This window comes from Modicisalibacter sp. 'Wilcox', assembly GCF_010993675.1.
In the GTDB taxonomy this organism is placed as follows: domain Bacteria; phylum Pseudomonadota; class Gammaproteobacteria; order Pseudomonadales; family Halomonadaceae; genus Modicisalibacter; species Modicisalibacter tunisiensis.
In genome coordinates this window covers 180,560-207,545 of record NZ_WNXF01000003.1, presented here as the reverse complement: position 1 = coordinate 207,545, position 26,986 = coordinate 180,560, and the positions used below count along the sequence as shown (strand labels likewise).

The 26,986-nt window shown below is 68.4% G+C and carries 22 protein-coding genes and 2 tRNA genes; 15 read left to right on the top strand and 9 right to left on the bottom strand.

All coding sequences use genetic code 11. The features are described 5' to 3' along the window. Positions 1-139 precede the first annotated feature (139 nt). From G7A98_RS04350 to G7A98_RS04330, 5 genes are all read right to left on the bottom strand, one after another. Positions 140-1,186 (bottom strand): low specificity L-threonine aldolase, encoded by a 1,047-nt coding sequence (locus tag G7A98_RS04350; RefSeq protein WP_163648256.1) that lies wholly within the window; start codon positions 1,184-1,186, stop codon positions 140-142. A 175-nt stretch (positions 1,187-1,361) separates the two neighbouring features. Then, positions 1,362-3,377: an NADPH-dependent 2,4-dienoyl-CoA reductase gene (locus G7A98_RS04345; RefSeq protein ID WP_240464669.1), complete on the bottom strand. Its 2,016-nt coding sequence runs from the start codon at positions 3,375-3,377 to the stop codon at positions 1,362-1,364. Positions 3,378-3,680: 303 nt separating this feature from the next. After that, positions 3,681-3,757 (bottom strand) — tRNA-Asp (locus G7A98_RS04340). 19 nt (positions 3,758-3,776) lie between these two features. Beyond that, positions 3,777-3,852: transfer RNA gene (locus G7A98_RS04335), tRNA-Val, on the bottom strand. A 285-nt stretch (positions 3,853-4,137) separates the two neighbouring features. Further along, positions 4,138-4,830 carry an alpha/beta family hydrolase gene (locus tag G7A98_RS04330; protein WP_240464668.1) on the bottom strand — a complete coding sequence of 231 codons (693 nt, stop codon included), beginning with the start codon at positions 4,828-4,830 and terminating at the stop codon, positions 4,138-4,140. 161 nt (positions 4,831-4,991) lie between these two features. Here G7A98_RS04330 and ccoN point away from each other — a divergent pair, with 161 nt between their 5' ends. The 11 genes from ccoN to fnr all read left to right on the top strand — a co-directional run bounded on the left by ccoN (position 4,992) and on the right by fnr (position 15,813). Continuing rightward, a complete protein-coding gene (ccoN, locus tag G7A98_RS04325) occupies positions 4,992-6,416 on the top strand; it encodes a cytochrome-c oxidase, cbb3-type subunit I (RefSeq protein WP_163648255.1) in 1,425 nt (474 codons plus the stop codon). Between the two features lie 22 nt (positions 6,417-6,438). Beyond that, a complete protein-coding gene (gene ccoO / locus G7A98_RS04320; RefSeq protein WP_163648254.1) occupies positions 6,439-7,047 on the top strand; it encodes a cytochrome-c oxidase, cbb3-type subunit II in 609 nt (202 codons plus the stop codon). 3 nt (positions 7,048-7,050) lie between these two features. After that, positions 7,051-7,236 carry a cbb3-type cytochrome c oxidase subunit 3 gene (locus tag G7A98_RS04315; RefSeq protein WP_163648253.1) on the top strand — a complete coding sequence of 62 codons (186 nt, stop codon included), beginning with the start codon at positions 7,051-7,053 and terminating at the stop codon, positions 7,234-7,236. Further along, a complete protein-coding gene (gene ccoP, locus G7A98_RS04310; protein WP_163648252.1) occupies positions 7,233-8,156 on the top strand; it encodes a cytochrome-c oxidase, cbb3-type subunit III in 924 nt (307 codons plus the stop codon). The genes G7A98_RS04315 and ccoP overlap by 4 nt, the downstream gene beginning before the upstream one ends. 47 nt (positions 8,157-8,203) lie before the next feature. Next, positions 8,204-9,601: a cytochrome c oxidase accessory protein CcoG gene (gene ccoG, locus G7A98_RS04305; protein WP_163648251.1), complete on the top strand. Its 1,398-nt coding sequence runs from the start codon at positions 8,204-8,206 to the stop codon at positions 9,599-9,601. A gap of 2 nt (positions 9,602-9,603) precedes the next feature. Beyond that, entirely contained in the window at positions 9,604-10,113 is a 510-nt protein-coding gene (locus G7A98_RS04300; RefSeq protein WP_346427259.1) for a FixH family protein, read from the top strand. Beyond that, entirely contained in the window at positions 10,110-12,554 is a 2,445-nt protein-coding gene (locus G7A98_RS04295) for a heavy metal translocating P-type ATPase (RefSeq protein WP_163648249.1), read from the top strand. The genes G7A98_RS04300 and G7A98_RS04295 overlap by 4 nt, the downstream gene beginning before the upstream one ends. After that, entirely contained in the window at positions 12,551-12,796 is a 246-nt protein-coding gene (ccoS, locus tag G7A98_RS04290; protein WP_163648248.1) for a cbb3-type cytochrome oxidase assembly protein CcoS, read from the top strand. Before G7A98_RS04295 ends, ccoS begins: the two co-directional genes overlap by 4 nt. Then, complete coding sequence (locus G7A98_RS04285) at positions 12,796-13,512, top strand: sulfite exporter TauE/SafE family protein (RefSeq protein ID WP_163648324.1); 717 nt, start codon at positions 12,796-12,798, stop codon at positions 13,510-13,512. Before ccoS ends, G7A98_RS04285 begins: the two co-directional genes overlap by 1 nt. Before the next feature lie 69 nt (positions 13,513-13,581). Further along, positions 13,582-14,982 (top strand): oxygen-independent coproporphyrinogen III oxidase, encoded by a 1,401-nt coding sequence (gene hemN, locus G7A98_RS04280; RefSeq protein WP_163648247.1) that lies wholly within the window; start codon positions 13,582-13,584, stop codon positions 14,980-14,982. An 87-nt stretch (positions 14,983-15,069) separates the two neighbouring features. Then, positions 15,070-15,813 (top strand): fumarate/nitrate reduction transcriptional regulator Fnr, encoded by a 744-nt coding sequence (gene fnr, locus G7A98_RS04275; protein ID WP_163648246.1) that lies wholly within the window; start codon positions 15,070-15,072, stop codon positions 15,811-15,813. A gap of 25 nt (positions 15,814-15,838) precedes the next feature. On the opposite strand, the gene ttcA is transcribed toward fnr, so the two are convergent. From ttcA to G7A98_RS04255, 4 genes are all read right to left on the bottom strand, one after another. Further along, positions 15,839-16,693, bottom strand: a complete 855-nt coding sequence (ttcA, locus tag G7A98_RS04270) for a tRNA 2-thiocytidine(32) synthetase TtcA (protein ID WP_163648245.1) — start codon at positions 16,691-16,693, stop codon at positions 15,839-15,841. Positions 16,694-16,775: 82 nt separating this feature from the next. Beyond that, on the bottom strand, positions 16,776-16,997 hold the full coding sequence (locus G7A98_RS04265; protein WP_240464667.1) for a hypothetical protein: 222 nt from the start codon (positions 16,995-16,997) through the stop codon (positions 16,776-16,778). Between the two features lie 52 nt (positions 16,998-17,049). Next, complete coding sequence (locus tag G7A98_RS04260; RefSeq protein ID WP_163648322.1) at positions 17,050-17,667, bottom strand: 3'-5' exonuclease; 618 nt, start codon at positions 17,665-17,667, stop codon at positions 17,050-17,052. Next, positions 17,667-19,481 (bottom strand): DUF294 nucleotidyltransferase-like domain-containing protein, encoded by a 1,815-nt coding sequence (locus G7A98_RS04255; protein ID WP_163648321.1) that lies wholly within the window; start codon positions 19,479-19,481, stop codon positions 17,667-17,669. Before G7A98_RS04255 ends, G7A98_RS04260 begins: the two co-directional genes overlap by 1 nt. A gap of 751 nt (positions 19,482-20,232) precedes the next feature. Here G7A98_RS04255 and G7A98_RS04250 point away from each other — a divergent pair. The 4 genes from G7A98_RS04250 to G7A98_RS04235 all read left to right on the top strand — a co-directional run bounded on the left by G7A98_RS04250 (position 20,233) and on the right by G7A98_RS04235 (position 26,918). Then, complete coding sequence (locus G7A98_RS04250; protein WP_163648244.1) at positions 20,233-20,493, top strand: DUF4212 domain-containing protein; 261 nt, start codon at positions 20,233-20,235, stop codon at positions 20,491-20,493. Positions 20,494-20,499: 6 nt separating this feature from the next. Continuing rightward, the gene (locus tag G7A98_RS04245; RefSeq protein ID WP_163648243.1) at positions 20,500-22,281 is read left to right on the top strand and encodes a sodium:solute symporter family protein; all 1,782 of its coding nucleotides are present in this window, start codon (positions 20,500-20,502) and stop codon (positions 22,279-22,281) included. A gap of 97 nt (positions 22,282-22,378) precedes the next feature. After that, a complete protein-coding gene (locus G7A98_RS04240; protein ID WP_163648242.1) occupies positions 22,379-22,894 on the top strand; it encodes a hypothetical protein in 516 nt (171 codons plus the stop codon). 70 nt (positions 22,895-22,964) lie between these two features. Continuing rightward, a complete protein-coding gene (locus G7A98_RS04235; RefSeq protein ID WP_163648241.1) occupies positions 22,965-26,918 on the top strand; it encodes a NahK/ErcS family hybrid sensor histidine kinase/response regulator in 3,954 nt (1,317 codons plus the stop codon). Positions 26,919-26,986 lie beyond the last annotated feature (68 nt).

Here is a 26,986-nt window from a genome sequence, read left to right as displayed (position 1 = left end):
ATAAACGACTGACGATGGAGAGCTTGCCATGAGGTCTTTCAACGCAACCGCGCGGTGCTCCTCTTTTCAGGGTATGAGCGCGAACGCCGCGATTGGTTCGATCACGGCGCGGAAAAAACTCGCGAACGGCATCGATCTGTCAGCGATCGAGCGCCATCCGGATATCGCTCAGCAGGCCGTCGAGCAGTTCGGTGGTGGTGTTCCAGGCGCACACGAAGCGCGCCCCGCCGGCTCCGATGAAGGTATAGAAGGTCCAGCCCTGGTCCCGCAGGTGCTTGAGGACCGCCGGCGGCAGCTCCACGAACACGCTGTTGGCCTGGGCGGGGAACATCAGGCGCGCGCCGGGCAGCCCCTCGAGACCGTCCGCCAGGTAACGGGCCATGGCGTTGGCGTGAACGGCATTGTCGAGCCAGGCCCCGGACTCCAGCAGCCCCAGCCAGGGTGCGGCAATGAACCGCATCTTGGAGGCCAGCTGGCCGGCCTGCTTGCAGCGGTAGTCGAAGTCCTCGGCCAGCTCGCGATTGAAGAACACCACCGCCTCGCCCATCGGCAGGCCGTTCTTGGTGCCGGAAAAGCACAACACGTCGACGCCGGCCTGCCAGGTCAGCTCGGCCGGCGAGGCCTCGAGCGCGGCACAGGCGTTGGCGAAGCGCGCGCCGTCCATGTGCAGGCGCAGGTCGTGCTTGTCGGCCATGGCGCGGATGCCGAGCAGCTCATCGCGGGTGTAGACAGTCCCCACCTCGGTGGCCTGGGTGATCGACACCACCTTCGGCTTGGGGTAGTGGATGTCGCGGCGCCGGGTGACCAGGCGCTCGATGCCCTCGGGCGCCAGCTTGCCGTGCTCGCCGCTGGCGGTGAGCAGCTTGGCACCGTTGGAGAAGAACTCCGGGCCGCCGCACTCGTCGGTCTCGATGTGCGCCAGCTCGTGACAGATCACGCTGTGATAGCTCCGGCCCATGGCGGCCAGGGCCAGCGAGTTGGCCGCCGTGCCGTTGAAGACGAAGAAGACGTCGCAGTCGTAATCGAACAGGGTGCGGAAGCGGTCGGCCGCCCGCTGGGTCCAGGCATCGTTGCCGTAGGCGAGATCATCGCAGCGGTTGGCATCGAGCAGGTATTCCAGCGCCTCCGGGCAGATGCCGGAGGTGTTGTCGCTGGCCAGGAAACGCGGCGAGCAGTCGGGGGGCATGGCGGGGTCCTCTCGCGAGACTGTTGTTGTTGGCGAACGCGACCGGGTGCCATCGCGTCCGGCTGTCGGCGTGGATCGCACGCCGTTGGGGCCCGTTGAGACTCCCCCGCGAGCCGCGCCGGGAATCTCAACAGGCCCCAGTCTAGCACCCCGCCCGACGGGAAAAAGCGCGCCGTCAGAGGATGGCGGCGAGGCGCGTTCCCTGGTCGATGGCGCGCTTGGCATCCAGCTCGGCGGCCTTCTCGGCCCCGCCGATCACGTGCACCTCGGTGCCGGCCCCGTGCAGCGGCGCGAGCAGCTCGACCACCGACTCCTGACCGGCACAGATCACCACGCTGTCGACGGCCAGCAACCGTTCCTCGCCGGCAACGCGCAGGCGCAGGCCGCCGTCCTCGATGCCCCGATACTCGCAGCCGGCGAGCATCTCGACGCCGCGATGACGCAAGGCCGCCCGATGCACCCAGCCGGTGGTGGTGCCCAGGCCCTTGCCGGGCTTCGAGGTCTTGCGCTGCAGCAGGGTGACCCGACGCGGCACCGCCGGCGCCACCGGCGGCTGCAGCCCGCCCGGCTCGCTGACGGCGAGATCCACGCCCCACTCCGCGCACCATGCCTCGCGGTCGAGCGCCGGGTGTCCGGCATGGGTCAGCAGCTCGGCGACGTCGAAGCCGATGCCCCCGGCGCCGATGATCGCCACACGCCGGCCGACACGCTCGGGGTGGCGGATTGCGGTCGGGTAGTCGAGCACCATCGGGTGATCGATGCCCGGCAGGTCGAGCGCGCGCGGACGCACGCCGGTGGCCAGCACCACGGCATCGAAACCCGCCAGCCGTTCCGCCTCGACCGGAGTGTTCAGGCACAGCTCGACGCCGTGGCGCTCGAGCATCACCCGGTAGTAGCGCAGCGTCTCGGCGAACTCTTCCTTGCCGGGAATGCGCCGGGCGAAATTGAACTGGCCGCCGATCTCGTCCTCGCGCTCGAAGAGCATGACACGATGGCCGCGCTGCGCGGCGCTCACCGCGCAGGCCAGCCCCGCCGGTCCGGCCCCGACCACGGCGATCGCGCGCGGCGTCGTCACCGGCGTCAGGTTCAGTTCCGTCTCGTGACAGGCACGCGGGTTGACCAGGCACGAGGTGAGCCGGCCCTGGAAGGTATGGTCGAGACATGCCTGGTTGCAGGCGATGCAGGTATTGATCGCCCCGTCATCGCCCTGCCCGGCCTTGGCCAGCCATTCGGGATCGGCCAGGAAGGGACGCGCCATCGACACCATGTCGGCGACGCCCTCGGCGAGCAGGCGCTCGGCGACATCGGGCATGTTGATGCGGTTGGTGGTGATCAGGGGAATCGTCAGCTCGGCCTTCATGCGCCGGGTGACCTCGCTGAACACGGCGCGCGGCACGCTGGTAACGATGGTCGGCACCCGCGCCTCGTGCCAGCCGATGCCGGTGTTGATCAGGTTCGCCCCCGCCGTCTCGATGGCGCGACCCAGCGCCACCACCTCCTGCCAGGTACTGCCCTCCTCGACCAGATCGATCATCGACAGCCGGAAGATGACCAGGAAGTCCGGACCCAGCGCCGCGCGAATGCGCTCGACGATCGCCACCGGGAAGCGGATGCGGTTGGCGAAGTCGCCGCCCCATGCATCGTCACGCTGATTGGTGCGCCGACAGATGAACTGGTTGATCAGGTAGCCTTCGGAGCCCATCACCTCGACGCCGTCGTAGCCGGCCTCGCGGGCCAGCCGGGCGCAGTTGACGTAATCGTCGATGGTCCGCTCCACCTCCTCGGCGGTCAGCGCCCGCGGCGGATAGGGGTTGATCGGCGCCTGGATCGGCGAGGGCGCGACCAGTGCCGGCGAGTAGGCGTAGCGCCCGGCATGCAGGATCTGCAGGCAGATGTGCCCGCCCTCGGCATGCACGGCCTCGGTCACCCCGCGGTGCCGGTCGATCTCCGCGGCATCGGTGAGCCTGGCCGCGCCGTGGAAGACCGCGCCCTCGGCATTGGGCGCGATGCCGCCGGTGACGATCAGCGACACCCCGGCCCGCGCGCGCTCGGCATAGAAGGTCGCCAGCCGTGCGAAACCCTCGGGCGCTTCCTCCAGGTTGGTGTGCATGGACCCCATCAGCACCCGGTTGGGCAGGGTCAGCGGGCCGACGGCGAGCGGCCGGAAGAGATACGGGTAGCGGGCGGTCACGGCGGGGCCTCCGAAACATCGGTGATCGGGCAGATTCCAAACAATCGTTTGAACGAGTGTACTCCGTCACTCGAATCACGCAACGTCGAAGGCCGCCTCGACCAGCCGTGCCGCCATGCCGATTCCACTCGGACACGCACCCGCGAACCGATACCGACGCCACAGGCGTCGCCGAGGAGCAACGAAAACGCACGAATATCAGGAGGCAGGAAACGCAAAACGACATCAACGCCCGGTCGACGGTATCGACAGGCGAATAGGTAACAGGCAGGAAACGCGAAGAGAGGGGACCCGGAAAGGGAATGGCGGACCGGACGGGACTCGAACCCGCGACCTCCGGCGTGACAGGCCGGCATTCTAACCGACTGAACTACCGGTCCGCATCTTTTTCGACGTGATTGGTGGGTGGTACTGGGTTCGAACCAGTGACCCCCAGCTTGTAAGGCTGGTGCTCTCCCGACTGAGCTAACCACCCGGTCACGTGGCGCTGCATTCTACAGGCCACCCGAGCAATGTCAACGCCTTTTGCGACCCGCTCCCAAGCTATCGTAGCTAGTGTTGTCGCCAAGGGCTGATCCGTCGACAGGTCTATGAGGGGGCGCTGTGAACCCATCCATGGGCGCTACCTACGCCATCCATGGCGTAGGACCCCCTCTTCGACCTATCCCCGGCGCCCTTTGCTAGAGCCAGCCGCAATTGCTTTGCGACCTGCACCGGCTCGGTTGTCGACGCGAAAGCTCGCCGGCGGGACAACCCCGCATTATCGCCCGACCCTCGCCATGGCAGGGACCACCCGATCCGCCGCCTCGTCGATCAGCGCCTGCCGGGTGCGCCCCGAGGCCTTGCGCGGGCGCCAGTCGTGCTCGCCGTCGGCGAGAAAGTGCACCTCGGCGCAGTCCGGCAGCGCATAGTCCTCGACCTCGTCACGCCGGCCGAACGGGTCCCGGTCGCCCTGCAGCACCAGGGTCGGGCAGGCCAGCCGCGGCCAGTGCGCGAGCCGTGTCCGCTCGGGCTTGCCGGGCGGATGAAAGGGATAGCTGCACAGCACCAGCCCTGGCGCGCCGTCCTCCGCCGCCAGCAGGCTGGCCACCCGGGCGCCCAGGGACTTGCCGCCCAACCACAGCGGGGCCTCGCCGAGCGGAGCCACTGCCGCACGCCAGGCGCGAAACTCTTCGACCAGCCGCTCGGCACGCGGCGGCGGCCGGCGGCGCTGCTCCGTGCGCATGCGCTGCAGGTAGGCGAACTCGAAGGCCAGCACCTGCACACCCCGCCCGGCCAGCGCCTCGCGCAGCGCGACCAGCATGGGCGCATCGTGACCGGCCCCGGCGCCGTGCGCCAGCAGCAGACGGCCGTGGCGCGGCTCGCCGCGGACGATCAGCGGCCCCAGCCCCGCAACGCTCTCTACGCGCTCTCGCGACGCGGGGGTCGGCGACGCGTCCTGCTTCGCTTTCATACTGTATCCATTCGTTGTATACATAAAATGTAGACAGCGACTATACTGCCGTGAGCGTATCCTCGACCCCGCCGGGCTTGATGGAGATCAGCGCAGGCGCCGAGCGCGCCGGGCATGCTCCGCATCCGGGTACGCCACCACCGCGCCAGATGGAAACTGACATGAGCCAAGCACTGGAACACCCAACCTATAATTACAAGGTCGTTCGCCAGTTCGCGATCATGACCGTGGTGTGGGGCATCCTGGGCATGAGCCTGGGGGTGCTCATCGCCGCCCAGCTGATCTGGCCCGAGCTCAACCTGGGGCTGCCCTGGACGAGCTTCGGCCGCCTGCGTCCCATGCACACCAACACCGTGATCTTCGCCTTCTCCGGCTCCGCGCTGATGGCCACCTCCTACTACGTGGTGCAGCGTACCTGCCAGGCGCGGCTGGTCTCCGACCGCCTGGCGGCCTTCACCTTCTGGGGCTGGCAGGCGGTGATCGTCTCCGGCCTGGTGACGCTCAACCTGGGCTGGAACACTTCCAAGGAGTACGCCGAGTTCGAGTGGCCCGTCGACCTGCTGCTGGCCGCAGTGTGGATCGCCTACGCCGCCGTCTTCCTGGGCACCATCCGCCGGCGCCGCACCTCGCACATCTACGTCGCCAACTGGTTCTATGCCGGCTTCATCCTCACCATCGGCGTGCTGCACATCGTCAACTCGGCCGAGATCCCGGTGTCGCTGTCCAAGTCGTACTCGGCCTACGCCGGCGCGGTCGACGCCATGGCCCAGTGGTGGTACGGCCACAACGCCGTGGGCTTTCTGCTCACCGCCGGCTTCCTGGGCATGATGTACTACTTCGTGCCCAAGCAGGCCGGGCGGCCGATCTACTCCTACCGGCTGTCGATCGTGCATTTCTGGGCACTGATCACTACCTACATGTGGGCCGGCGCCCACCACCTGCACTATACCGCCCTGCCCGACTGGGCGCAGTCGCTGGGCATGGTGATGTCGATCATCCTGCTGGCGCCCTCGTGGGGCGGCATGATCAACGGCATGATGACGCTCTCCGGCGCCTGGCATAAGCTGCGCACCGACCCCATCCTGCGCTTTCTGGTCGTCGCCCTGTCGTTCTACGGCATGTCAACTTTCGAGGGCCCGATGATGGCGGTGAAGACCGTCAACGCCCTGTCCCACTACACCGACTGGACCATCGGCCACGTCCACTCCGGCGCACTGGGCTGGGTGGCGATGATCACCATCGGCTCGCTCTATCACCTGTTCCCGCGCCTCTACGGGCAGCAGGAAATGTACTCGGTGAAGCTGATCGCCGTGCACTTCTGGATGGCGACCATCGGCACGGTGCTCTACATCACCGCGATGTGGGTCAACGGCGTCCTGCAGGGGCTGATGTGGCGCGCCGTCAACGACGACGGCACGCTGATGTACACCTTCATCGACACCCTCGAGGCCAGCCATGCCGGCTACGTGGTGCGCTGGATCGGCGGCGGCTTCTTCCTCGGCGGCATGCTGCTGATGGCCTACAACGTCGCCATGACCGTCCGCGGCGGCGCTCGCGACGCCCAGCCCGCCGCCCGAACCGCCTGAACCAACGGGGACGCCGAGACGCATGAAACACGAGATCGTTGAAAAGAACGTCGGCCTGCTCGCCGTGCTGATCCTGGTGGTGATCAGCCTCGGCGGCCTGGCCGAGATCGTCCCGCTGTTCTTCCAGAAGGAGACGACCCAGCCCGTGGAGGGGCTCGAGCCGCTGCCCGCCCTGGCGCTGGAGGGCCGCGACATCTACATCCGCGAAGGCTGCAACAACTGCCACTCGCAGATGATCCGCCCGTTCCGCGCCGAGACCGAGCGCTACGGCCACTACAGCGTGGCCGGCGAGTTCGTCTACGACCATCCCTTCCTGTGGGGCTCCAAGCGCACCGGGCCGGACCTGGCGCGGGTCGGCGGCCGCTACAGCGACGAGTGGCATCGCGCGCACCTCTACAATCCCCGCGACGTGGTACCCGAGTCGATCATGCCGGCCTACCCCTGGCTGTTCGACGACACCCTGGACGGCGCGCACACCGCCGACAAGATGCGCGCCCTGCGCGAGCTCGGCGTGCCCTACCGCGACGAGCAGATCGCCGGCGCGCGGGATGCCGTGCAGGGCAAGAAGGAGATCACCGCGCTGGTGGCCTACCTCCAGCAACTGGGTACCGTCATCGAGGACAGGCGCTGAGTCATGGATATCGGAACCTTCCGCGGCGTGATGACGCTGCTGATCATGATCGCCTTCCTGGGCGTGGTGGCCTGGGCCTTCTCCCGGCGCCGCAAGGACGACTTCGACGAGGCCAGCCGGCTGCCCTTCGCCGATGACGACGAAGAACCGCCCCGGGCACGGGACAAGCAGGAGGACAACGACGCATGAACGACCTGTGGGGCAACGCCCTGTCCGACTTCTGGAGCGGCTGGATCATCGTCATCACCCTGGGCACCATCGCCTTCTGCGCCTGGGTGCTGTTCGGCAACCGCAAGACCGACAAGCGCCCCGACGCCCGGGGCAACGTCGAGACCACCGGCCACAGCGCCGACGGCATCGACGAGTACGACAATCCGCTGCCGCGCTGGTGGTTCATCCTGTTCATCGGCACCCTGATCTTCGCGCTGGGCTACCTGGCACTCTACCCGGGCCTGGGCAACTTCCGCGGCCTGCTGGGCTGGACCCAGGAAGGCCAGTGGCAGGCCGAGATGGAGCGGGCCGAGGCGCGCTACGCACCGATCTTCGAACGCTACCGGCAGACCGCGATTCCCGAGCTGGCCAAGGATGACGAGGCCATGCGCATCGCCGAACGGCTCTATCTCAACAACTGCGCCGCCTGCCACGGCTCCGACGCCAGGGGTGGCTTCGGCTATCCGAACCACACCGACGATGCCTGGCTCTACGGCGGCTCGCCCCAGGCGATCACCCAAAGCATCGCCCAGGGGCGTGGCGGCGTGATGCCGGCCTGGAACCAGCTCGGCGACGACAACCTGCGCAATCTGGCCAATTATGTCGCCAGCCTGTCCGGCGCCGAGCATGACCGCACCCGTGCTGCCAAGGGCAAGGCGCTGTTCTCGGCAACCTGCATCGGCTGCCATGGCGTCGACGCCACCGGCAACCCCGCCCTCGGTGCGCCGGACCTTACCGATGACGCCTGGCTCTACCGCCATCCCGGCCAGCCGGTGCGCGAAGCCGTGCTGGACACCCTGCATCAGGGGCGCAAGGGCCACATGCCGGCGCAGGCGCCGTTCCTCGGCCAGGACAAGGTGCACCTGGTGGCTGCGTACATCTACAGCCTGACCCATTGATCGAACGGCGGGGCGCGCACCGATCGCTCGACAGTCGAGGGGGTTTCATGACCGACAGGATACCGCTCCACGACGCCACGACCCGCGTCTCGCTCTACGCCAGGCGCGAGCCGATCCACGTGCGCGCCGTCAAGGGCCGCTTCCAGCGGCTGCGGCGCGCCCTCGACTGGCTGCTGCTGGCGCTCTACGCGGGCCTGCCCTGGCTGACCTGGGACGGCCGCCAGGCGGTGTGGTTCGACATCCCCGCGCGCCAGTTCCACGTCTTCGCCACCACCTTCTACCCCCAGGACGCCACCCTGCTCGCCTGGCTGCTGATCCTCGGCGCCTTCGGCCTGTTCCTGGTCACGGTGGTCGCCGGGCGGGTGTGGTGCGGCTACGCCTGTCCGCAGAGCGTGTGGACCTGGCTGTTCATCTGGGTCGAACAACGCCTGGAAGGCTCGCGCCATCGGCGCATCCGCCAGAGCGCCGGCCCACTGGACGCCGCCGCCCGCGGACGCAAGCTTGCCAAGCACGCCATCTGGCTGCTCATCGCCCTGGCCACCGGGGTGACCTTCGTCGGCTACTTCACGCCGATCCGCACCCTGATCACGGACCTCGCCGGCGCCGACGTCGGCGGCTGGGCGCTGTTCTGGACCGGGTTCTTCACGCTGTTCACCTACCTCAACGCCGGCTGGCTGCGCGAGCAGGTCTGCCTCTACATGTGCCCCTACGCCCGCTTCCAGTCGGTGATGTTCGACAAGGACACGCTGATCGTCTCCTACGACGCCGCCCGGGGCGAGCCGCGCACGGTCGGCCGACGCCGCGCCTTGGCCGCGGACGCGACGCCGGGCGACTGCATCGACTGCCAGCGCTGCGTGCAGGTCTGCCCCACCGGCATCGACATCCGCGACGGCCTGCAGTACGCCTGCCTGGGTTGCGCGGCCTGCATCGATGCCTGCGACGAGGTCATGGATCGCACGGGCCGACCCCGCGGGCTGATCCGCTACACCACCGAGCACGCCCTCGGGGGACGCCCCACACGCTGGCTGCGCCCGCGCCTGATCGGCTACCTGGCGGCGCTGCTGGCCATGGTGGCACTGCTGGCCTGGCAGCTGACCGCCCGGGTGCCGCTCGACGCCGACCTCGAGCGCGACCGCCACCAGCTCTACGACGTCACCGCCGGGGGCGGCATCCGCAATGCCTACACGCTCCGGGTACGCAACATGGACACCCAGGCCCATCGCTACCGGCTCGCCCTGCGCGGCATCGACGGCCTGCACCTGAGCGACACCCGGCACCTCACGCTCGCCCCCGGCGCCAGCCGCAGCCTGGCGCTGTCGATCGTCGCCCCCACCGCTTCGCTGGGCGCCCCCAGCCAGGCGTTCAGCCTCGCGATCATCGCCGTCGATGCCCCCCACATCAGCCTGACCAAGGAAGCCCGCTTCCTGGGACCGGCAAGGAGATGACCATGCCCCCCCCGGTACGCCCCTGGTACAAGGAATTCTGGCCCTGGTTCCTGCTCGGCATCCTGGCCATGGCGGTGATCATGGGCACCACCACCCTGGTGATGTCGATCACCAGCTTCGACGGCATGGTGGTGGACAACTATTACAAGAAGGGCCTGGCCATCAACCGGGTGCTGGAGCAGGACAAGACGGCACGTGAGCTGGGCCAGCGCGCTCGGTTGCGCATCGACGACGTCACCGGCGACGTCACCGTGACCCTCGAGGGCGACGCCCGTCCCGAGCGCCTGCGCCTCGCCCTGCTGTTCCCCACCCAGGGCGGGCGTGACCGGCACATCACGCTGCGCCGGCTGCGCGGCGGGCACTACAGCGGGCAGCTGCCCAGCGCGCTGCGCTATCGCTGGTACGTGCAGCTGCACCCGGACGTGGCCGAGCCCGCCTGGCGGCTCACCGGCGAGATCCGCCTGCCCCAGACCCGGGCGCAGTGGCTGGCCCCCCATGCGGAGGCGCCATGACCGGGGCGGCGGCCACGCCCTGCTTTCACTGCGGCGCGCCGGTCCCGGCCGGGGCCCCCTGGCGGGTCCACGTCGACGACACCCCGCGGCCCCTGTGCTGCCCCGGCTGCGAGGCCGTCGCCCGGGCCATCATCGCCGGCGGCCTGGATGGCTACTACCGCTTTCGCACCCGGCTGCCCGAGCGCCCCGACACCGGCCGCCGCGCCCGGCCGGAGACCTGGCGGGTCTTCGACGACCCCGAGCTGCAGGCCGATTTCCTGCACCCGCTCGACGCCGAACGGGCGGCCGTCACCCTGGCGGTGGAGGGCATCACCTGCGCGGCCTGCGCCTGGCTGATCGAGCACCGCCTCAACGCCCTCGACGGCGTGACGCGCAGCGCGGTCAACCTCAGTCACCATCGTCTGTACCTGGAGTGGGATCGCCGCCACCTGGCGCTGTCGCGGATCCTCGCCGAGCTCGCGTCGATCGGCTACCCGGCCCAGCCCTACATGCCCGACGCAGCCCAGCAGCACCAGCAGCACGAGGAGCGCCGGGCAGCGCGCCGCCTGATCGTCGCCGCCATCGCCATGATGCAGGTGATGATGTTCTCGATCCCGCATTACATCGCCGGCGACGGCGGCATGAGTGCCCACTTCCAGGCCCTCTTCAACGCCCTGTCGCTGGCCCTGGCCACCCTGGTGGTGGGCTACTGCGCCCGGCCCTTCCTGCGCGGCGCCTGGCGCGACCTGCGCAGTCGTCACCTGGGCATGGACGTGCCGGTCACGCTGGCCATTCTGGGGGCCTATCTGGCCAGCGCTTACGGCGTCGCCACCGGCGGGCCGGTCTACTTCGACTCGGTGACCATGTTCACCGCGCTGCTGCTGGGCAGCCGCTATCTCGAGATGCGCGCCCGTCATCGCCACGGCCGCAGCGGCAATGCCCTGGCCGGGGTGCTGCCGCGCAGCGCGCTGCGCCTCGATGCCGCCGGCCGAGAGCAGGTCGTGCCCGCCACACGGCTCGTGGCCGGTGATCGCATTCGCGTGCTCCCCGGCGAGGGCGTGCCGGTCGATGGCGTGATTCTCGACGGCGCCTCGAGCCTCGACGAGGCCCTGCTGACCGGCGAGTCGCAGCCCGTGTCCCGCGGCCCTGGCGAGGCCGTCACCGGCGGCAGCCTCAACCTCGACGCCGCCCTGACCGTGCGCGTCACCCACGCCGCCCGCACCTCGCGGGCCACCGAGATCCTCGCCCTCACCGACCGCGCGTTCAGCGAACGCCCACGCCTGCTGGACACCGCCGCCCGGCTGGCGCACCGCTTCGTCATCGGCGTGCTGCTGATCGCGCTGGGCGTGGCCCTGGCCTGGCTGGCGATCGACCCCTCGCGGGCGCTGTGGGTGACGATCTCGGTGCTGGTGGTCACCTGCCCCTGCGCCCTGGCGCTGGCCATGCCCGCCGCCCTGTCCGCCTGCCACGGCCGGCTGCGTCGACGGGGGGTGCTGCTCACCCGCGCCGATGCCATCGAGCACCTGGCCGACGCCACCCGGGTCATCTTCGACAAGACCGGCACCCTGACCCGGGGGCGCCCGCGGCTCGCCGAGACGCACCCTCTCGCCGCGGGGCTCGACGCCGCCCGGGCCCGGGCGCTGGCTGCCGCGCTTGAGGCCCACTCCGAGCACCCCATCGCCCACGCCTTCGCGCCCTACCGCGTTCCCGGCACGACCGCGTGCGGCGTCACCCGCCAGGCGGCGGGCAGCCTGAGCGGCGAGGTGGCGGGCCGCGCCCTGCGGCTGGGACGCGCCGACGCCGTCATGGACGCCCCGCCCGCGCCACCGGCCGGCGACGGCCAATGGTTGCTGCTGGCCGAGTCGACGACCCCGCTGGCCTGGTTCCGGCTCGAGGACACCCTGCGCGACGGCGCCGAGCACGCCGTCGCCGCGCTCCAGGACGCCGGGCTTGCCGTGGAACTGCTCTCCGGCGACGATACCCCCGCCGTGGCCGCCCTGGCCCGCCGGCTGGGCGTGACCGACTGGCAGGGCCGGGCCACCCCGGAGGCCAAGCTGGCCCATGTGCAGGCCCGGCAGGCCGCCGGCGAACGGGTGATCATGGTCGGTGACGGCATCAACGACGCCCCGGTGCTCGCCGCCGCCGATGTTTCGCTGGCGATGAACGAGGCCACCGACCTCGCCCGCACGCGCGCCGACGGCGTGCTGCTGACCCCGCGCCTGGGGCGGCTGGCCGAGGCCGTGACGCTGGCGCGCCGGACCCGGCGGCTGATCCGCCAGAACCTCGCCTGGGCGCTGGGCTACAATCTCTGCGCGCTGCCGCTGGCCGCCACCGGTCTGGTACCGCCCTGGGCGGCCGCGCTGGGCATGGCGGGCAGCTCGCTGGTGGTGGTGGGCAATGCCCTGCGTCTCGGCCGTGACGCCGCCACCCCGCTCTCCGACCCCGAGGAGGCCGCACCATGAGCATCCTGTATCTGCTGATTCCACTGTCGCTGCTGCTGCTGGGGCTGGCCGTGTGGGCCTTCTTCTGGGCGGTGCGCTCGGGCCAGTTCGATGACCTGGAAGGCCCCGCGTATCGCATCCTGTTCGATGATGACGAGGGCGACCTGCCGGGTACCCGCCAGCGCCGACACGACGGCATGCCCGACCCGGCTCCGCAGGAAGATGACGCCCACCAGGGGCCGCGTCAGGACCCGCCAGCATGATGCCCCCGGCCACCCCCGACCTGCCGCCGCTGGCCGCCGCCTTCATGGTGGGGCTGCTCGGCGGCGCCCACTGCATCGGCATGTGCGGCGGCATCATGAGTGCACTGAGCTTCGCCGTGCCGCCCAGCCTGCGCAGTCCGCTGCGCCTGGGCGGACTACTGCTCGGCTACAACCTGGGGCGCATCGCCAGCTACATGCTGGCCGGGGCGCTGATCGCCACGCTGGGCGGCTGGATCGGCGACGGCGTCCCCCGGGCCCGCTTCGTGCTGCAGGGCCTGGCCATCGCGCTGCTGGTGATGATGGCGCTCTACCTGGCCGGCTGGTGGCGCGGGCTGACCCGCCTGGAAGCCGGCGGGCGCCACCTGTGGCGCCACCTGGAGCCCATCGGTCGGCGCCTGATGCCGGTGGTGCATGTGCCCCGGGCCGTGGCGCTGGGCGCGATCTGGGGCTGGCTGCCCTGCGGGCTGGTCTACTCGATGCTGGCCTGGAGCCTGGCCGCCGGCGGCGGCTGGCACGGCGCGCTGCTGATGGGCGCCTTCGGGCTGGGCACCCTGCCGGCGCTGCTGGTCACCGGCGCCGCCGCCCACCGGCTGACCCGGCTGGTCCGCCACCCGCTGGGCCGGACCCTGGCCGCCCTGCTGCTGCTGGGCTTTGCGCTGTGGCAGTTATGGGGGCTGGTCGCCGCCATGACGGGCCACCATGCGCCCGCCGCTTGACGCAGGTCAGGCGCCCGCCGGGTACGGCGGCGTAGCATGACACTGTCGTTTCCGGTTCGAGAGTCCGTCATGTCCGCCATCGCCGTCGATCCCCCCGTTGCCGCCGCCCGCGAAGCCGAGCTGATTCGCCGCTATGCGCACGCGGGGCCGCGCTATACCTCCTACCCGACCGCGCTGGACTTCTCGCCGGCGTTCGGCGCCGAGGATTACATCGAGGCGCTGACCCGCAGCAATGCCTCGGGGCGGCCGCTGTCGCTCTACGTGCATATCCCGTTCTGCCGCCGGATCTGCTTCTACTGCGCCTGCAACAAGATCGCCACCAAGGACACCTCGCTGAGCGAAGGCTACCTGAGCCGCCTGGATCGCGAGATGGTGCTGACCTCGCGCCACCTCGACACCGGCCGCGAGGTGCGCCAGCTGCACTGGGGCGGCGGCACGCCGACCTTCCTGACCCTGGGCCAGATGAGCGACCTGATCGACCGCCTGCACGCCCGCTTCGGGCTGTCCAGCGCGGCCGATCGCGACTATGCCATCGAGATCGATCCGCGCGAGGCCGATGTGCTCACCCTGCGCCACCTGCAGGCGCTGGGCTTCAACCGCATCAGCCTCGGCGTGCAGGACCTGGATCCCGAGGTGCAGCGTGCCATCAACCGCGTGCAGCCGCGCCAGCTGACCGAGAACCTGGTCGAGGAGGCGCACCGGCTGGGGTTCCACTCGCTCAATCTCGACCTGATCCTCGGCCTGCCGCACCAGACCCGCACCACCTTCGCCGACACCCTGGAGCAGGTCATCGCCATGGCCCCGGCGCGGCTGTCGATCTTCAACTACGCCCACCTGCCGGAGCGCTTCAAGCCCCAGCGGCGCATCGACGCCGGTGCCCTGCCGGCTCCCGAGGAGAAGCTGGCCATGCTCATGGACACCCGGGAGCGGCTGGATGCGGCCGGCTACGTGCACATCGGCCTGGACCATTTCGCCCGCCCCGACGACAGCCTGGCCGTCGCCCAGCGCGAGGGGCGGCTGCATCGCAACTTCCAGGGCTACACCACCCACGGCGAATGCGACCTGGTGGGGCTGGGCGTCTCGGCGATCAGCCACCTCGACGACTGCTACGCCCAGAACCCGGTGCGCCTGGACGACTACGAGGCCGCCCTGGACGCCGGCCGCCTGCCCACCGCCCGGGGTCTGCGCCGTACCGCCGACGACCGCCTGCGCGCCTTCGTGATTCAGCGCCTGATGTGCGACCTGGCACTGGATCTGGACGCCGTCGGCGAGCGTTTCGGCCTCGACGCCGCGGCCTGTCTGGCCGACTCGCTGCGCGCCCTGGCGCCGGCCGAGCGCGACGGCCTGATCACGCGCCACGGCAACCGGCTCGCGGTCACGCCGCTGGGCCGGCTGCTGGTGCGCCACCTGGCGATGGCCTTCGATACTCGCACCAGCGGTCACCAGGGTCGCCACTCCCGGATTCTCTAACAGCAAACTTTAATGAATCCCTCATCGATTATTGCCCCGCATAGGGACTACCATAGGGAAAGAGTCTTGATCGTTCGGGAGACCCACATGGCGAGTCACGCCCTTCACGCCCGCCGCCCCCGGCTGCAGGAAGCCCGCTGCCAGACCTGCAGCCTGAGTTCCCTGTGCCTGCCGCTGGCGCTGGAATTCAACCAGATGGACCGCTTCGAGGCGATCATCCAGCGCCGTGCGCCGCTCAAGAAAGGCGAGGCGCTGCTGCGCCAGGGGGATGCCTTCACCAGCGTCTTCGCGGTGCGCTCGGGGAGTCTCAAGCAGATTACCAGCGAGGGCGACGGCGAGGACCAGCTGACCAACTTCTACCTGCCCAGCGAGCTCGTGGGGCTCGACGGCATCGACGAGAAGCACTATCCCGGCAGTATCATCGCCCTGGAGACCACCACGGTCTGCGAGATCCCCTTCGATCGCCTCGACCAGCTCTCCGAGACACTGCCGGAGCTGCGCAACCAGCTCTACCGCAGCATGAGCAAGGAGCTGCGCGACGACCGCCGCATGCTGCGCCTGCTGTCGCGCAAGACCGCCGACGAGCGCCTGGCGAGCTTCATCGTCAACCTGTCGTCGCGCTTCCGCCGCCGTGGCTACTCGCCCTACAGCTTCCGCCTGTCGATGGCCCGCGCCGATATCGGCAACTACCTGGGCCTGGCGGTGGAGACCGTCAGCCGCATCATCGGCCGTTTCCAGCAGCACAAGCTGGTGGACGTGCAGGGCCGCGAGGTGCACATCCTCGACCTCGACGCCCTGGAGGCCCTGGCGGCCGGCGATCACGAGCACTGAGCCGGCGCGCATTGCGCGCCGCGGTTCAGGCCTCCCGGGCCAGCAGGTCGAACGCCTCGATGCGCGAGGCGTTCAACCGCTGCTGCTTCGCCTCGAGCCCCGCGAAGTCGAACAGCTCACGATCGGCGAGCTGCGACGGCGCGACGTTGGTCACCGCCTTGAACATCGTCTCCAGTCGCCCGGGGTGCGTCTTCTCCCACTCGGCGAGCATCTCCTTGACCACCTGACGCTGCAGGTTGGGCTGCGAGCCGCACAGGTTGCAGGGAATGATCGGGAATTCCATCAGCCGTGCGAACTCGGCGATGTCGGCCTCGCGGCAGTAGGCGAGCGGGCGGATGACGATGTTCTTGCCGTCGTCGGATAGCAGCTTGGGCGGCATCGCCTTGAGGCTGCCGCCGTAGAACATGTTGAGGAACAGCGTCTCGAGGATGTCCTCGCGATGGTGGCCCAGCGCCACCTTGGTCGCGCCGATCTCCTCGGCGAAGCCGTACAGCGAGCCGCGCCGCAGTCGCGAGCACAACGCACAGGTGGTCTTGCCCTCCGGCGTCTTCTCCTTGACCACCGAATAGGTATCACGCTCGAGGATGTGATAGTCGACCCCGATGCCGTCGAGGTAGTTCGGCAGGACGTGCTCGGGGAAGCCGGGCTGCTTCTGGTCCAGGTTGACCGCCACCAGCGAGAAGTTCACCGGCGCATTGCGCTGCAGGTTGCGCAGGATTTCCAGCATGGTGTAGGAATCCTTGCCGCCCGACAGGCAGACCATCACCTTGTCGCCCTCGCCGATCATGCCGTAGTCGATGATGGCGTTGCCGACCTGGCGACGCAGGCGTTTCTGCAGCTTGTTGAACTCGCGTTTCTGGGTACCGGTAAGTGCTTGCATGGGAAAGGCGACACGCGGGGAAATGGAAGGCGCGCCTATGCTACCACCCCCTCCGGTCAGTTGCGACGCCCGTGGCGCGGCGTCACGCGCCCTGCAGCACCAGCAGATAGCGCAGCGCCACACCCAGCGACAGCAGCACCACCCCGGCCCGCTGCAGGTGCGTTTCCTGGCGGGTCAGCACCAGCCGGCGCTCCCAGAACAGCACCACGCTGCGCAGCTCGTGGGTGCGACGGGCGTACCTCGCGCACACGAACAGCACCAGGCCCAGCCCCGCGAACAGACACAGATTCTGCAACTCCAGCACCCGAATTCTCCTTCCTTTTTATTGGTTGATTGTCGGCCCCCCACGCCCGTCCCTAGACGGCCTCGCAGGCCCCCTGCTTCAGGCGGACATACATCAGCGCGGTGGTCACCGCATCCCCGAGCGCGGTATGGCGCTGCATCAGCGGTACCTTCAGCGACCGGGCGACACTCTCGAACGCCATGTGCGGCTCGACCTGCGGCTGGGTGCGCCGCATCCGGCGACGATACGCCTGGGCCAGGTCGACGGTGGCGTTGGGCAGGTCGAAGCCGAAGCGCGGCCGCAGGTGGCGGTTGATCACCGCGATGTCGAAGTCCACGCACCAGCCCAGCAGCGGCCGATTGCCGATGAAGTCGAGCAGCGCCTCCAGCGCCTCGTCCACCGGCAGGCCGTCGTTGAGATCCACGCCGCGCAGCCCGTGGATCTTGATCGAGTCGGCACCGAGGCTCGCCGGGCGCTGCAGGCGCAGGTCCAGCGCCCCGCTGGTCAGCACCCGATCGCCCTTGATGCAGACGGCCGCCAGCGACACCAGCTCGGCGGTGCGCGGGTCGAGTCCGGTGGTCTCGCAGTCGATGGCCACCAGCTCGTCGCCGGTGTACGGGTTGAACAGCCAGCCGTAACGCCCGTTGATCTGACGACGGCGGTCGGCCGCCCGGCGCAGGGATCGCAGCATCACGAATACTCCAGATGAAAGCGGTACGACAGGCGCTGCTTGAACTCCTTGACCAGGTGCAGCGCCTCGCGCAGCAGGTCACGCTCCAGCGTCGACAGCCGCTGGACCACCACCAGGTTGGCGTCGTCCTCGGGCCTTGCATGGCCCTCGAGCCGGGCCAGCTGCTGGTTGAGACGCAGCTCGGCGAACAGCGACAGCGCCTCGCCGAGATCCGCGGCGAACTCGGCCTCCAGGCGGCCGTCGGCCACCAGGGCATCGAGCCGGGCCAGGGTCGAGGTGGCCCGGATGCGCCGCTCGAGCGCCAGGGTTCGTACTCCGTGGACGATCGGGAAGATCCCGCCCTTCTTGATGTCGATGCCGTGCGTCGGCCGCTTGAGCGAGCCGAACAGCGTCAGCGGCGTGGAGAAACTCAGCACCGGACGGGCGAAGTGCGACAGCAGCAGCTCGTCGTGGGAACAGCGCGCGAACAGTGCCTCGCGCAGCGACTCGAGCAGGGCCGGGTTGCCGGCCGCGGCGTGCGCGTCGAGCAGGATGGCCAGGTTCATCAGCGCCTCGCCGTCGCGCCGCTCGGCCCAGCGGCCGATGCGCTGTCGCCAGCCGCCGAGGCTGTCCACCCACTGCGGGTTGCTGACCATGATGTTGCCCGGACAGCGCGGATAGCCCAGCGTCAGCAGCCGCTCGATGAACCGGTTCATCTGCTCGGCGCGCCCGGGCCAGTCGGCGCCGTCGGCGACAATCAGGCCGTTGTCCTGGTCGGTCTTGAGAATCTGTTCGCCGCGCCCCTCGCTGCCCATCACCATCAGGCAGCTGTCCCGGTGGTGCGCGGCCGGCACCGTCAGGTCGAAGGCCTTGCTGATGATCCGTCCGTTGAGCGCCGCCAGCAGCTCCATGGCGAAGCGCAGCTTGACGCCCTGGGCCATGAGCGCCTTGACCAGTCCCGGCAGGCGCGCACTGGCACGCGCCAGGGCATCGAGGTCCTCGGCCTGCTCCAGCTCCAGGCTGACCGTGTAGGAGCGGCTCGAGAAGAAGCTCAGCACGTCGGTCAGCTCGACCACGCCCACCGGCTGCTCGTCCTCGACCACCACCACCCGCTCCACCTCGTGGCGGGTCATGACGATCAGCGCCTGGAACAGATAGTCGTCGGGGCGCACGGTGATCAGCGGGAAGTGAGCCACGCCCAGCACGGCGGCGTGACGGTCGAGCGACTGGCCGATCAGCGCGTCGAGCAGATCGGTCTTGGTCAGCATGCCGTGACGCCCCGCCGCCGCCACCAGCAGGCTGTCGGCACCGGTCTCGCGCAGCCGCGAGGCGGCCTCGGCGATGCTGGCGTCGGCGTCGATCAGGCGCGGCTCGCGCATGCATTCGGCGACCCGCGCCAGCATGAAGCCGGCCATGGTGATGCCTCCCGCCGTGCGACGCTCGGCGAGCAGGCGAGTCTTGTCGGTCAGGCTCTGGCGGAAGTAGTCGGCGAAGGCCGGATGCTCGCGGCACAGCGTCTCGAACAGGGCACGCGGCAGCAGATAGCACAGGCTCTCCTGCTCGGCGATGAAGCGATAGCGGCTCTGGCCGTTGAGGATGCTGATCGCGCCGAACAGGTCGCCGGCGGTGTAATGGCCGATCCGCTCGGAGGTCGCCGCGTCCAGTTCGGCGACCTCTCCCTTGTGGATGAGGAAGACGTATTCGCCGGGCTGGCCGGCATCGAGGATGATCTCGTCGGTGTCATAGTAGGCCAGGTCGACACCGCCACGGACACGTTGCCGCCCCGCCTCGTCGAGCAGCGAGAACGGTGCCTGCGAGAGATCGATGTCGACCATCATGTCGCCCTCGTCGTGACGGCCTCGCCCCGCCGGCAACCCCCGGCAGGCGAGCCATTGAATCAATCACCCTGGCCTTCGTCGAACCGGGACTGCCTCGACAGGCTTCCGACACAACGAGGCCTCGGAAGGGCGAGCGGGGAATGCCGGCGTCACCGCCACCCGGGTCTCGACAGGGCCGCCGCAAGTTCATGGCATCTTCAGAACGTATCGCGACATCCACGACACCCAACCTAGAATACCAGCTTATCGTCTTTCAAATGAACATAGACCAATGTTCTATCAGCACCTTGCGTTAGACTATTTGCCTACCCCGAAACGGCTATACCATCGTTCTATGCTCAGCCCCCTTTCAAAGACCCACCGCCGAAAACGACACCCAACCATTTGATAAAAAACAGAAAATTGAAAACGTTTTTTCACCCTTTCATTTTATAATACCAAAGTATGGGATTTTATTTTTTCCGACTGTTGACCACTATTGCCTACGCAACCGGACACCGCGACCCTTTCCGAGTTCCATGAAAAACACAGGTTTCATGACAGCGGAAAACGCTTCCCGTCGCGACAATAAACAAGACCGCCAGGGAGACCTTTTCTTGGCATGAATCGTCACTATTCTGACGCTCCATTGCCATCCAATGGTCGAGAGCAAATGGCATGACGAGCAAGGAGAGCCAGGTTCCCCGCCGGACCTGAATTCCCCTCGAGGCCATATCTTCCTAATTACAAGCACGCGGAGAGCACCACCATGGCAGAAGAAAAAAGCAACGCGGAGGCCTACTGGAAGGCCAACCTTCGCCTGATCACCGGCTGCCTGATCGTCTGGGCACTGGTGTCCTACGGCTTCGCCATCCTGCTGCGCCCCATGCTGGCCGGCATCCCTGTCGGCGGCACCGACCTGGGCTTCTGGTTCGCCCAGCAGGGTTCCATCCTGACGTTCATTGGCCTGATCTTCTTCTACGCCTGGAAGATGAACCGGCTGGACAAGCAATACGGACTCGGGGAGTAAGCCAGCATGAGTCAGTTCGCGATCAACGTTCTCTTCGTCGGCGCTTCCTTTGCCCTCTACATCGGCATCGCCATCTGGGCCAAGGCCGGGTCGACCAAGGACTTCTACGTCGCCGGGGGCGGTGTGCACCCGGTCACCAACGGCATGGCGATCGGCGCCGACTGGATGTCGGCGGCCTCGTTCATCTCCATGGCCGGCCTCATCGCCGCCGGCGGCTACGCCAACTCCACCTTCCTGATGGGCTGGACGGGCGGCTACGTGCTGCTGGCCATGCTGCTGGCCCCCTACCTGCGCAAGTTCGGCAAGTTCACGGTGCCGGAATTCATCGGTGACCGCTTCTACAGTCGCACGGCGCGCATGGTGGCGGTGGTCTGTTTGATCGTGGCCTCGGTGACCTACGTCATCGGCCAGATGGCCGGTGCCGGCGTGGCCTTCTCGCGCTTCCTGGAAGTCGACGCGACCACCGGTCTGATCATCGCCGCCATCGTGGTGTTCTTCTATTCGGTGCTGGGCGGCATGAAGGGCATCACCTACACCCAGGTGGCCCAGTACATCGTGCTGATCATCGCCTACACCATTCCGGCGGTGTTCATCTCGCTGCAACTGACCGACAACCCGATACCGGCACTGGGTCTGTTCTCCGACCACACCGCCTCCGGCGAGCCGCTGCTGTCCAAGCTCAACGAGGTGGTCACCGCGCTGGGCTTCAACTCCTACACGGGCATGGTCGACAACAAGCTCAACATGGTGCTGTTCACCCTGTCGCTGATGATCGGTACCGCCGGCCTGCCCCACGTCATCATGCGCTTCTTCACCGTGCCCAAGGTGGCCGACGCGCGCTGGTCCGCCGGCTGGGCGCTGGTGTTCATCGGCCTGCTCTACCTGACCGCGCCGGCCGTGGCCTCCATGGCACGCCTGAACCTGATGACCACCATCTACCCGGAGATGGCCGGCCAGGTCGAGAACTACGACGCCGCGGCCGCCGATTCCATCGCCTACGCGGATCGTCCCAACTGGATCCGCACCTGGGAGGAGACCGGACTGATCACCTTCGAGGACAAGAACAACGACGGCAAGATCCAGTTCTACAACCCGTCCGCCGACTTCTCCGACCGCGGCTGGAAGGGCAACGAGCTGACCGTCAACAACGACATCCTGGTGCTGGCCAACCCGGAAATCGCCAACCTGCCCGGCTGGGTGATCGGCCTGATCGCCGCAGGCGGTCTGGCGGCGGCGCTGTCCACCGCGGCCGGGCTGCTTCTGGCGATCTCCTCGGCGATCAGCCACGACCTGATCAAGGGGGCGATCAACCCCAGGATCACCGAGAAGGGCGAGCTGCTGGCGGCGCGCATCTCGATGTCGGTGGCCATCGTCGTCGCCACCTATCTGGGCGCCAATCCTCCGGGCTTCGCCGCCCAGGTGGTGGCCCTGGCCTTCGGCATCGCCGCCGCCTCGCTGTTCCCGGTGCTGATGATGGGGATCTTCTCCAAGCGGGTGAACAACAAGGGCGCCATCGCCGGGATGCTTACCGGCCTGCTCTTCACCCTGGTGTACATCTTCGTCTACAAGGGCTGGTTCTTCATTCCCGGCACCAACAACCTGGCGGACACCCCGGCCAACTGGGTGCTGGGTATCTCGCCGCTGTCGATCGGTGCCGTGGGCGCGATCATCAACTTCGCCGTGGCCTACATCGTCTCCAATGCGAGCGAGCAACCGCCGCAGGAGATCCAGGACCTGGTGGAAAGCGTGCGCTATCCCAAGGGTGCTGGTGGCGCCGTCGACCACTGAGCCATAATGGCCTCCGGCCCGGCTGGCCCGGGCCGCGGGATCACACTTCATCGGGCTTCCTGCGGGAAGCCCGTTTGCGTCTTGACAAGGGAACGACATGCTTTGGCAACTGATCGCGGCGATCTTCGCCGGTCTCGGCGCCGCGGGGATCGGCCTGATCCTGCGACAACTCAGCGGCAAGCGCCTGCCGCGCTGGATCGTGCCGGCGCTGGGCGGGCTGGGGATGCTCGCCTACCAGATCCACTACGAATACACCTGGTTCGACAACAAGCAGGCCCGGCTGCCGGCATCCGCGCAGGTAATCTCCAGGCAGGATGAACAGATGTTCTGGCGCCCCTGGACCTACCTCGCCCCGCTGACCACCGGCTTCGACGTCATCGACCACGACAACCTCGTCACCCGGCACGCGGACGGTGCGCGTCTCGTCGAGTTCATCCTCTACCACTTCGAGCGCCAGCCGGCCGATCAGGTCTCGCACCGCCGCTATCTGCTCAACTGCGAGGCCCGGGACCTGGTGCCTCTGGCCGACGAGACCCGCCAGCCGCTGACCCAGTCGCTGCGTCACCTCGAGCGTTCGGCGCCGCTCTACCGGGCCGTCTGTAGGGGCACCTGAGCCCCGAAACCATGACTGCCCTCGTGGCAGGCATTCCCCTAGAATGGCGGCAAACCAAGGGGGAGTGCTCATGTTTGCTGGCTGGCTGCTGATCGCCGTCTCGCTGTGTTACATCGCCATCCTGTTCCTGATCGCATGGCGCGGCGACCGGCATGCCCGTCGCCACGGCCCGGCGAGCCGTCGCCCGGTGATCTACAGCCTGGCGCTGGCCATCTACTGCACCTCGTGGACCTACTACGGCGCCGTGGGTCAGGCCGCCACCTCCGGCTGGTCGTTCGCCAGCATCTTCATCGGCCCGCTGCTGACCTTCGGGCTGTTCTGGCCGGTGCTGGCCAAGATGATCCGCATCGCCAAGCGCCAGAACGTCACCTCGATCGCCGACTTCATCGCCTCGCGCTACGGCAAGACCCAGTCGCTGGCGGCGTTCGCCAGCCTGGTGGCGCTGATCGGCACCCTGCCCTACATCGCCCTGCAGCTGAAGGCGGTGTCGTCGGCCTTCACGGTGCTCACCGCGTCCACCGACGTCACCCGGGCGCCGCTGTTCGCCGACACGGCCTTCTATGTCGCCGTGGTGATGGCGCTGTTCGCGATCCTCTTCGGTACTCGCCACACCGACGCCACCGAGCACCACGAAGGACTCATCCACGCCATCGCCTTCGAGTCGGTGGTCAAGCTGGGCGCCTTCCTGGCGCTGGGCGCCTACGTCACCTGGGGGGTGTTCGACGGCCTCGGCGACGTGCTCGGACGCGCTGATCACTACCTGCAGCTGGAACGGCAGCTCACCGAGCAGGACTTCGGCCAGAGCTTCTGGGCCCAGACCCTGCTGGCGATGCTGGCGGTGTTCTGCCTGCCCCGTCAGTTTCACGTCACCGTGGTCGAGAACACCCACCGCGACGACGCCGCCCGCGCGCGCTGGCTGTTCCCCCTCTACCTGGTGGCCTTCGGCTTCTTCGTGCTGCCGCTGGCCGCCGCCGGCCTGACCCTGTTTCCCGACGGCACCATCGAGCCGGACACCTTCGTGCTGGCCCTGCCCATCGCCCTGGACAGCGACTGGCTATCGCTTGCCACCTTCATCGGCGGCTTCTCGGCGGCCACCGGCATGGTGATCGTCGCCACCGTGGCGGTGTCGATCATGATCTCCAACGAGATCGTCATCCCGCTGCTGTTCCGGCTGCGCTGGTTCGACACCAAGGCCCGCGACTACGGCCGGCTGGTGCTGCGCGCGCGTCGGGTGACCATCGTGGTGATCCTGGCGCTGGCCTACGTCTTCTACCAGCTGATCGCCGAATTCAGCTCGCTGGCCTCCACCGGCATGCTCTCCTTCGCCGCCGCCGCCCAGTTCGCCCCGGCGCTGATCGGCGGGCTGTACTGGAAGCGCGGCAACCGCCTGGGCGTGATCGTGGGCATGAACCTGGGGTTCGCGATCTGGGCCTACACCCTGCTGCTGCCGGCGCTGATGAAGGCCGGGGTGGTGCCCGGCGAGTGGCTGGCCGGCGGCCCCTTCGGCATCGACTGGCTGTCCCCCGCGCAGCTGTTCGGGCTGAGCGTGGGCAGCCCCTTCACCCACGGCGTGATGCTGTCGCTGGGCGCCAACCTGATCGGCTACATCTTCGTCTCCCAGGTCACCCCGCAGCGGGTGGTCGAGCGCATCCAGGCCTCGCTGTTCGTCGACAGCGTCGAGACCCGCCAGACCTCGGTCAACCGGCCCTGGACCGGCGCCACCACGGTGGGCGATCTCAAGGTGCTGTGCGAGCGCTTCCTGAGCGCCGACCAGGTCGAACGCGCCTTCGACGACTTCGCGCGACGCAACGGCAAGACCCTGGACTACAACGCCCGCGCCTCGATCGACGTCATCCAGTTCACCGAGCGCTTCCTGGCCTCGGTGCTGGGCGCCTCCTCGGCGCGCATCGTCGTCAACTCGGCGCTGCAGGGGCGCGGCATCGGCATCTCGGACGTGATCTCGATCGTCGACGAGGCCTCCCAGGTGCTCGAGTTCAACCGCGCCCTGCTGCAGGCGACCATCGAGAACATCAACCAGGGCATCAGCGTGGTCGACCAGAACCTGCGCCTGGTGGTGTGGAACCAGCGCTACCTGGAGCTGTTCCGCTTCCCCGATCATCTGATCCGGGTCGGCGCGCCCTTCGACAAGGTGCTGCGCTACAACGCCCACAACGGCGAGTACGGTCCCGGCGATCCCGAGGAGCACGTCGAGCTGCTGATGGACAACATCCGCCAGGGCCATCCGCACCGCTACGTGCGCTACCGCCAGGACGGGACCGTGCTCGAGGTCCAGGGCAACCCGATGCCCGGCGGCGGCTTCGTCTACACCTACCAGGACATCACCCAGCAGAAGCGCACCGAGGAAGCGCTGATCCGCTCCGAGAACAACATCCGCATCTACACCGACAACGTGCCGGCGCTGATCGCCTACTTCGACAAGGAGTGCCGCTACCTCTTCACCAACCGCGCCTACGAACAGGTCTTCCACGTCGACCGCAACGAGGTGATCGGCAAGCGCGTGGAGAACGTCATGCCGGCCACCGTGGCCCGCGAGCGCGCGCCCTGGATGCGCCGTGCCCTGGACGGCGAACGGGTCAGCTTCGAGATCTCCCTGGACGACGGCGACGGCGGCGTCCGCTACATGCTGGTCACCTACACGCCGCACTTCGGCGACAGCGGCGCGATCCTCGGCTTCTTCGCCCTCTATCAGGACATCACCGAGCGCCGGCTGGCCGAGATCGCCCTGAAGGAGACCAACGAGAACCTCGAGGAGCGCGTGCGCGAGCGTACCCAGGCGCTGTCCGAGGCCAACGCCGCCCTGCGCCAGGAGAACCGCGTGCGCGCCGAGGCCGAGCAGGCCCTGCGCCAGGCCAAGCAGGTCGCCGAGGACGCCAACGCCTCGAAGACCCGCTTCCTCGCCGCCGCCAGCCATGACCTGCTGCAGCCGCTCAATGCCGCACGCCTGTTCACCTCGGCGCTCTCCCAGGAGTCGCTCGACGACGACCACCGGCGCACCATCGGGCATATCGACAACTCGCTGCAGGCCGCCGAGGAACTGCTCGGCACCCTGCTCGACATCTCCAAGCTCGACGCCGGCGCTCTGACGCCGCGGCGCAGCCAGTTCGCCCTGGCCGACATCTTCCGCCCGCTGCGTGCCGAGTTCGAGGTGATGGCCGAAGAGCGCGGGCTCGACCTGGACGTGGTGCCCACCACCTGCTGGGTGGACAGCGACGCCCAGATGCTGCGACGCATCGTGCAGAACTTTCTCTCCAACGCCCTGCGCTACACCCAGCAGGGCCGCGTGCTGCTGGGCTGCCGGCGTCACGGCCGGCGGCTGTCGATCGAGGTCTGGGACACCGGCCCGGGCATCCCCGCCGCCAAGCAGGCGGAGATCTTCCAGGAGTTCCGCCGCCTCGACCAGGCCTCGCGCCACAAGGAGAGCGAGAAGGGGCTGGGGCTGGGGCTGTCGATCGCCGACCGCATGAGCCGCGTGCTCGACCATCCGATCCGGGTGCGCTCCTGGGAGGGCGTGGGTACCGTCTTTTCCGTCGACGTGCCGGTGGTCGAGGCCGGGGAGGCGGCCAGCGCATCGACCGAGCCCGCCGCGCGGCGCGCCGGCAACAAGCTCGAGGGCACGCGGATCGTCTGCATCGACAACGAGACGCTGATCCTCGAGGGCATGAAGGCGATGCTCACCGGCTGGGGCTGCGAGGTGTTCACGGCCACCTCGATCGGCGGGGCCAAGTCGATCCTGCGCCATCTCGACGCCGACCCGGACGCGATCCTCGCCGACTACCATCTCGACAACGAGGTCACCGGGCTGATGGCGCTGGAAGCCCTGCTCGAGCGCTGCCAGGGGCCGGTGCCCGGCATCGTGATCACCGCCGACCGCACCGAGGAGGTCGCCGAGGCGATCAAGCGCGGCGGCTACCAGCTGCTGCTCAAGCCGGTGCGCCCGGCGGCGCTGCGCGCGCTGCTGACGCGCACCCTGCAGGCCAATCGCGCCGCCCGACAGACGCCCTGACGGCCATCGGTCCGATTGGGCAGGGCGCGAGACCCCGGTTACCCTGAAGACTCACGGTCAACCGGGGC

Excerpts from the sequence above, each read along its gene's own strand:
- G7A98_RS04350 (WP_163648256.1), bottom strand. The coding sequence starts at position 1,186 with ATGCCCCCCGACTGCTCGCCGCGTTTCCTGGCCAGCGACAACACCTCC.
- G7A98_RS04330 (WP_240464668.1), bottom strand. The coding sequence starts at position 4,830 with ATGAAAGCGAAGCAGGACGCGTCGCCGACCCCCGCGTCGCGAGAGCGC.
- ccoN (WP_163648255.1), top strand. The coding sequence starts at position 4,992 with ATGAGCCAAGCACTGGAACACCCAACCTATAATTACAAGGTCGTTCGC.
- ccoO (WP_163648254.1), top strand. The coding sequence starts at position 6,439 with ATGAAACACGAGATCGTTGAAAAGAACGTCGGCCTGCTCGCCGTGCTG.
- G7A98_RS04315 (WP_163648253.1), top strand. The coding sequence starts at position 7,051 with ATGGATATCGGAACCTTCCGCGGCGTGATGACGCTGCTGATCATGATC.
- ccoP (WP_163648252.1), top strand. The coding sequence starts at position 7,233 with ATGAACGACCTGTGGGGCAACGCCCTGTCCGACTTCTGGAGCGGCTGG.
- ccoG (WP_163648251.1), top strand. The coding sequence starts at position 8,204 with ATGACCGACAGGATACCGCTCCACGACGCCACGACCCGCGTCTCGCTC.
- G7A98_RS04300 (WP_346427259.1), top strand. The coding sequence starts at position 9,604 with ATGCCCCCCCCGGTACGCCCCTGGTACAAGGAATTCTGGCCCTGGTTC.
- G7A98_RS04295 (WP_163648249.1), top strand. The coding sequence starts at position 10,110 with ATGACCGGGGCGGCGGCCACGCCCTGCTTTCACTGCGGCGCGCCGGTC.
- ccoS (WP_163648248.1), top strand. The coding sequence starts at position 12,551 with ATGAGCATCCTGTATCTGCTGATTCCACTGTCGCTGCTGCTGCTGGGG.
- G7A98_RS04285 (WP_163648324.1), top strand. The coding sequence starts at position 12,796 with ATGCCCCCGGCCACCCCCGACCTGCCGCCGCTGGCCGCCGCCTTCATG.
- hemN (WP_163648247.1), top strand. The coding sequence starts at position 13,582 with ATGTCCGCCATCGCCGTCGATCCCCCCGTTGCCGCCGCCCGCGAAGCC.
- fnr (WP_163648246.1), top strand. The coding sequence starts at position 15,070 with ATGGCGAGTCACGCCCTTCACGCCCGCCGCCCCCGGCTGCAGGAAGCC.
- ttcA (WP_163648245.1), bottom strand. The coding sequence starts at position 16,693 with ATGCAAGCACTTACCGGTACCCAGAAACGCGAGTTCAACAAGCTGCAG.
- G7A98_RS04260 (WP_163648322.1), bottom strand. The coding sequence starts at position 17,667 with ATGCTGCGATCCCTGCGCCGGGCGGCCGACCGCCGTCGTCAGATCAAC.
- G7A98_RS04255 (WP_163648321.1), bottom strand. The coding sequence starts at position 19,481 with ATGGTCGACATCGATCTCTCGCAGGCACCGTTCTCGCTGCTCGACGAG.
- G7A98_RS04250 (WP_163648244.1), top strand. The coding sequence starts at position 20,233 with ATGGCAGAAGAAAAAAGCAACGCGGAGGCCTACTGGAAGGCCAACCTT.
- G7A98_RS04245 (WP_163648243.1), top strand. The coding sequence starts at position 20,500 with ATGAGTCAGTTCGCGATCAACGTTCTCTTCGTCGGCGCTTCCTTTGCC.
- G7A98_RS04240 (WP_163648242.1), top strand. The coding sequence starts at position 22,379 with ATGCTTTGGCAACTGATCGCGGCGATCTTCGCCGGTCTCGGCGCCGCG.
- G7A98_RS04235 (WP_163648241.1), top strand. The coding sequence starts at position 22,965 with ATGTTTGCTGGCTGGCTGCTGATCGCCGTCTCGCTGTGTTACATCGCC.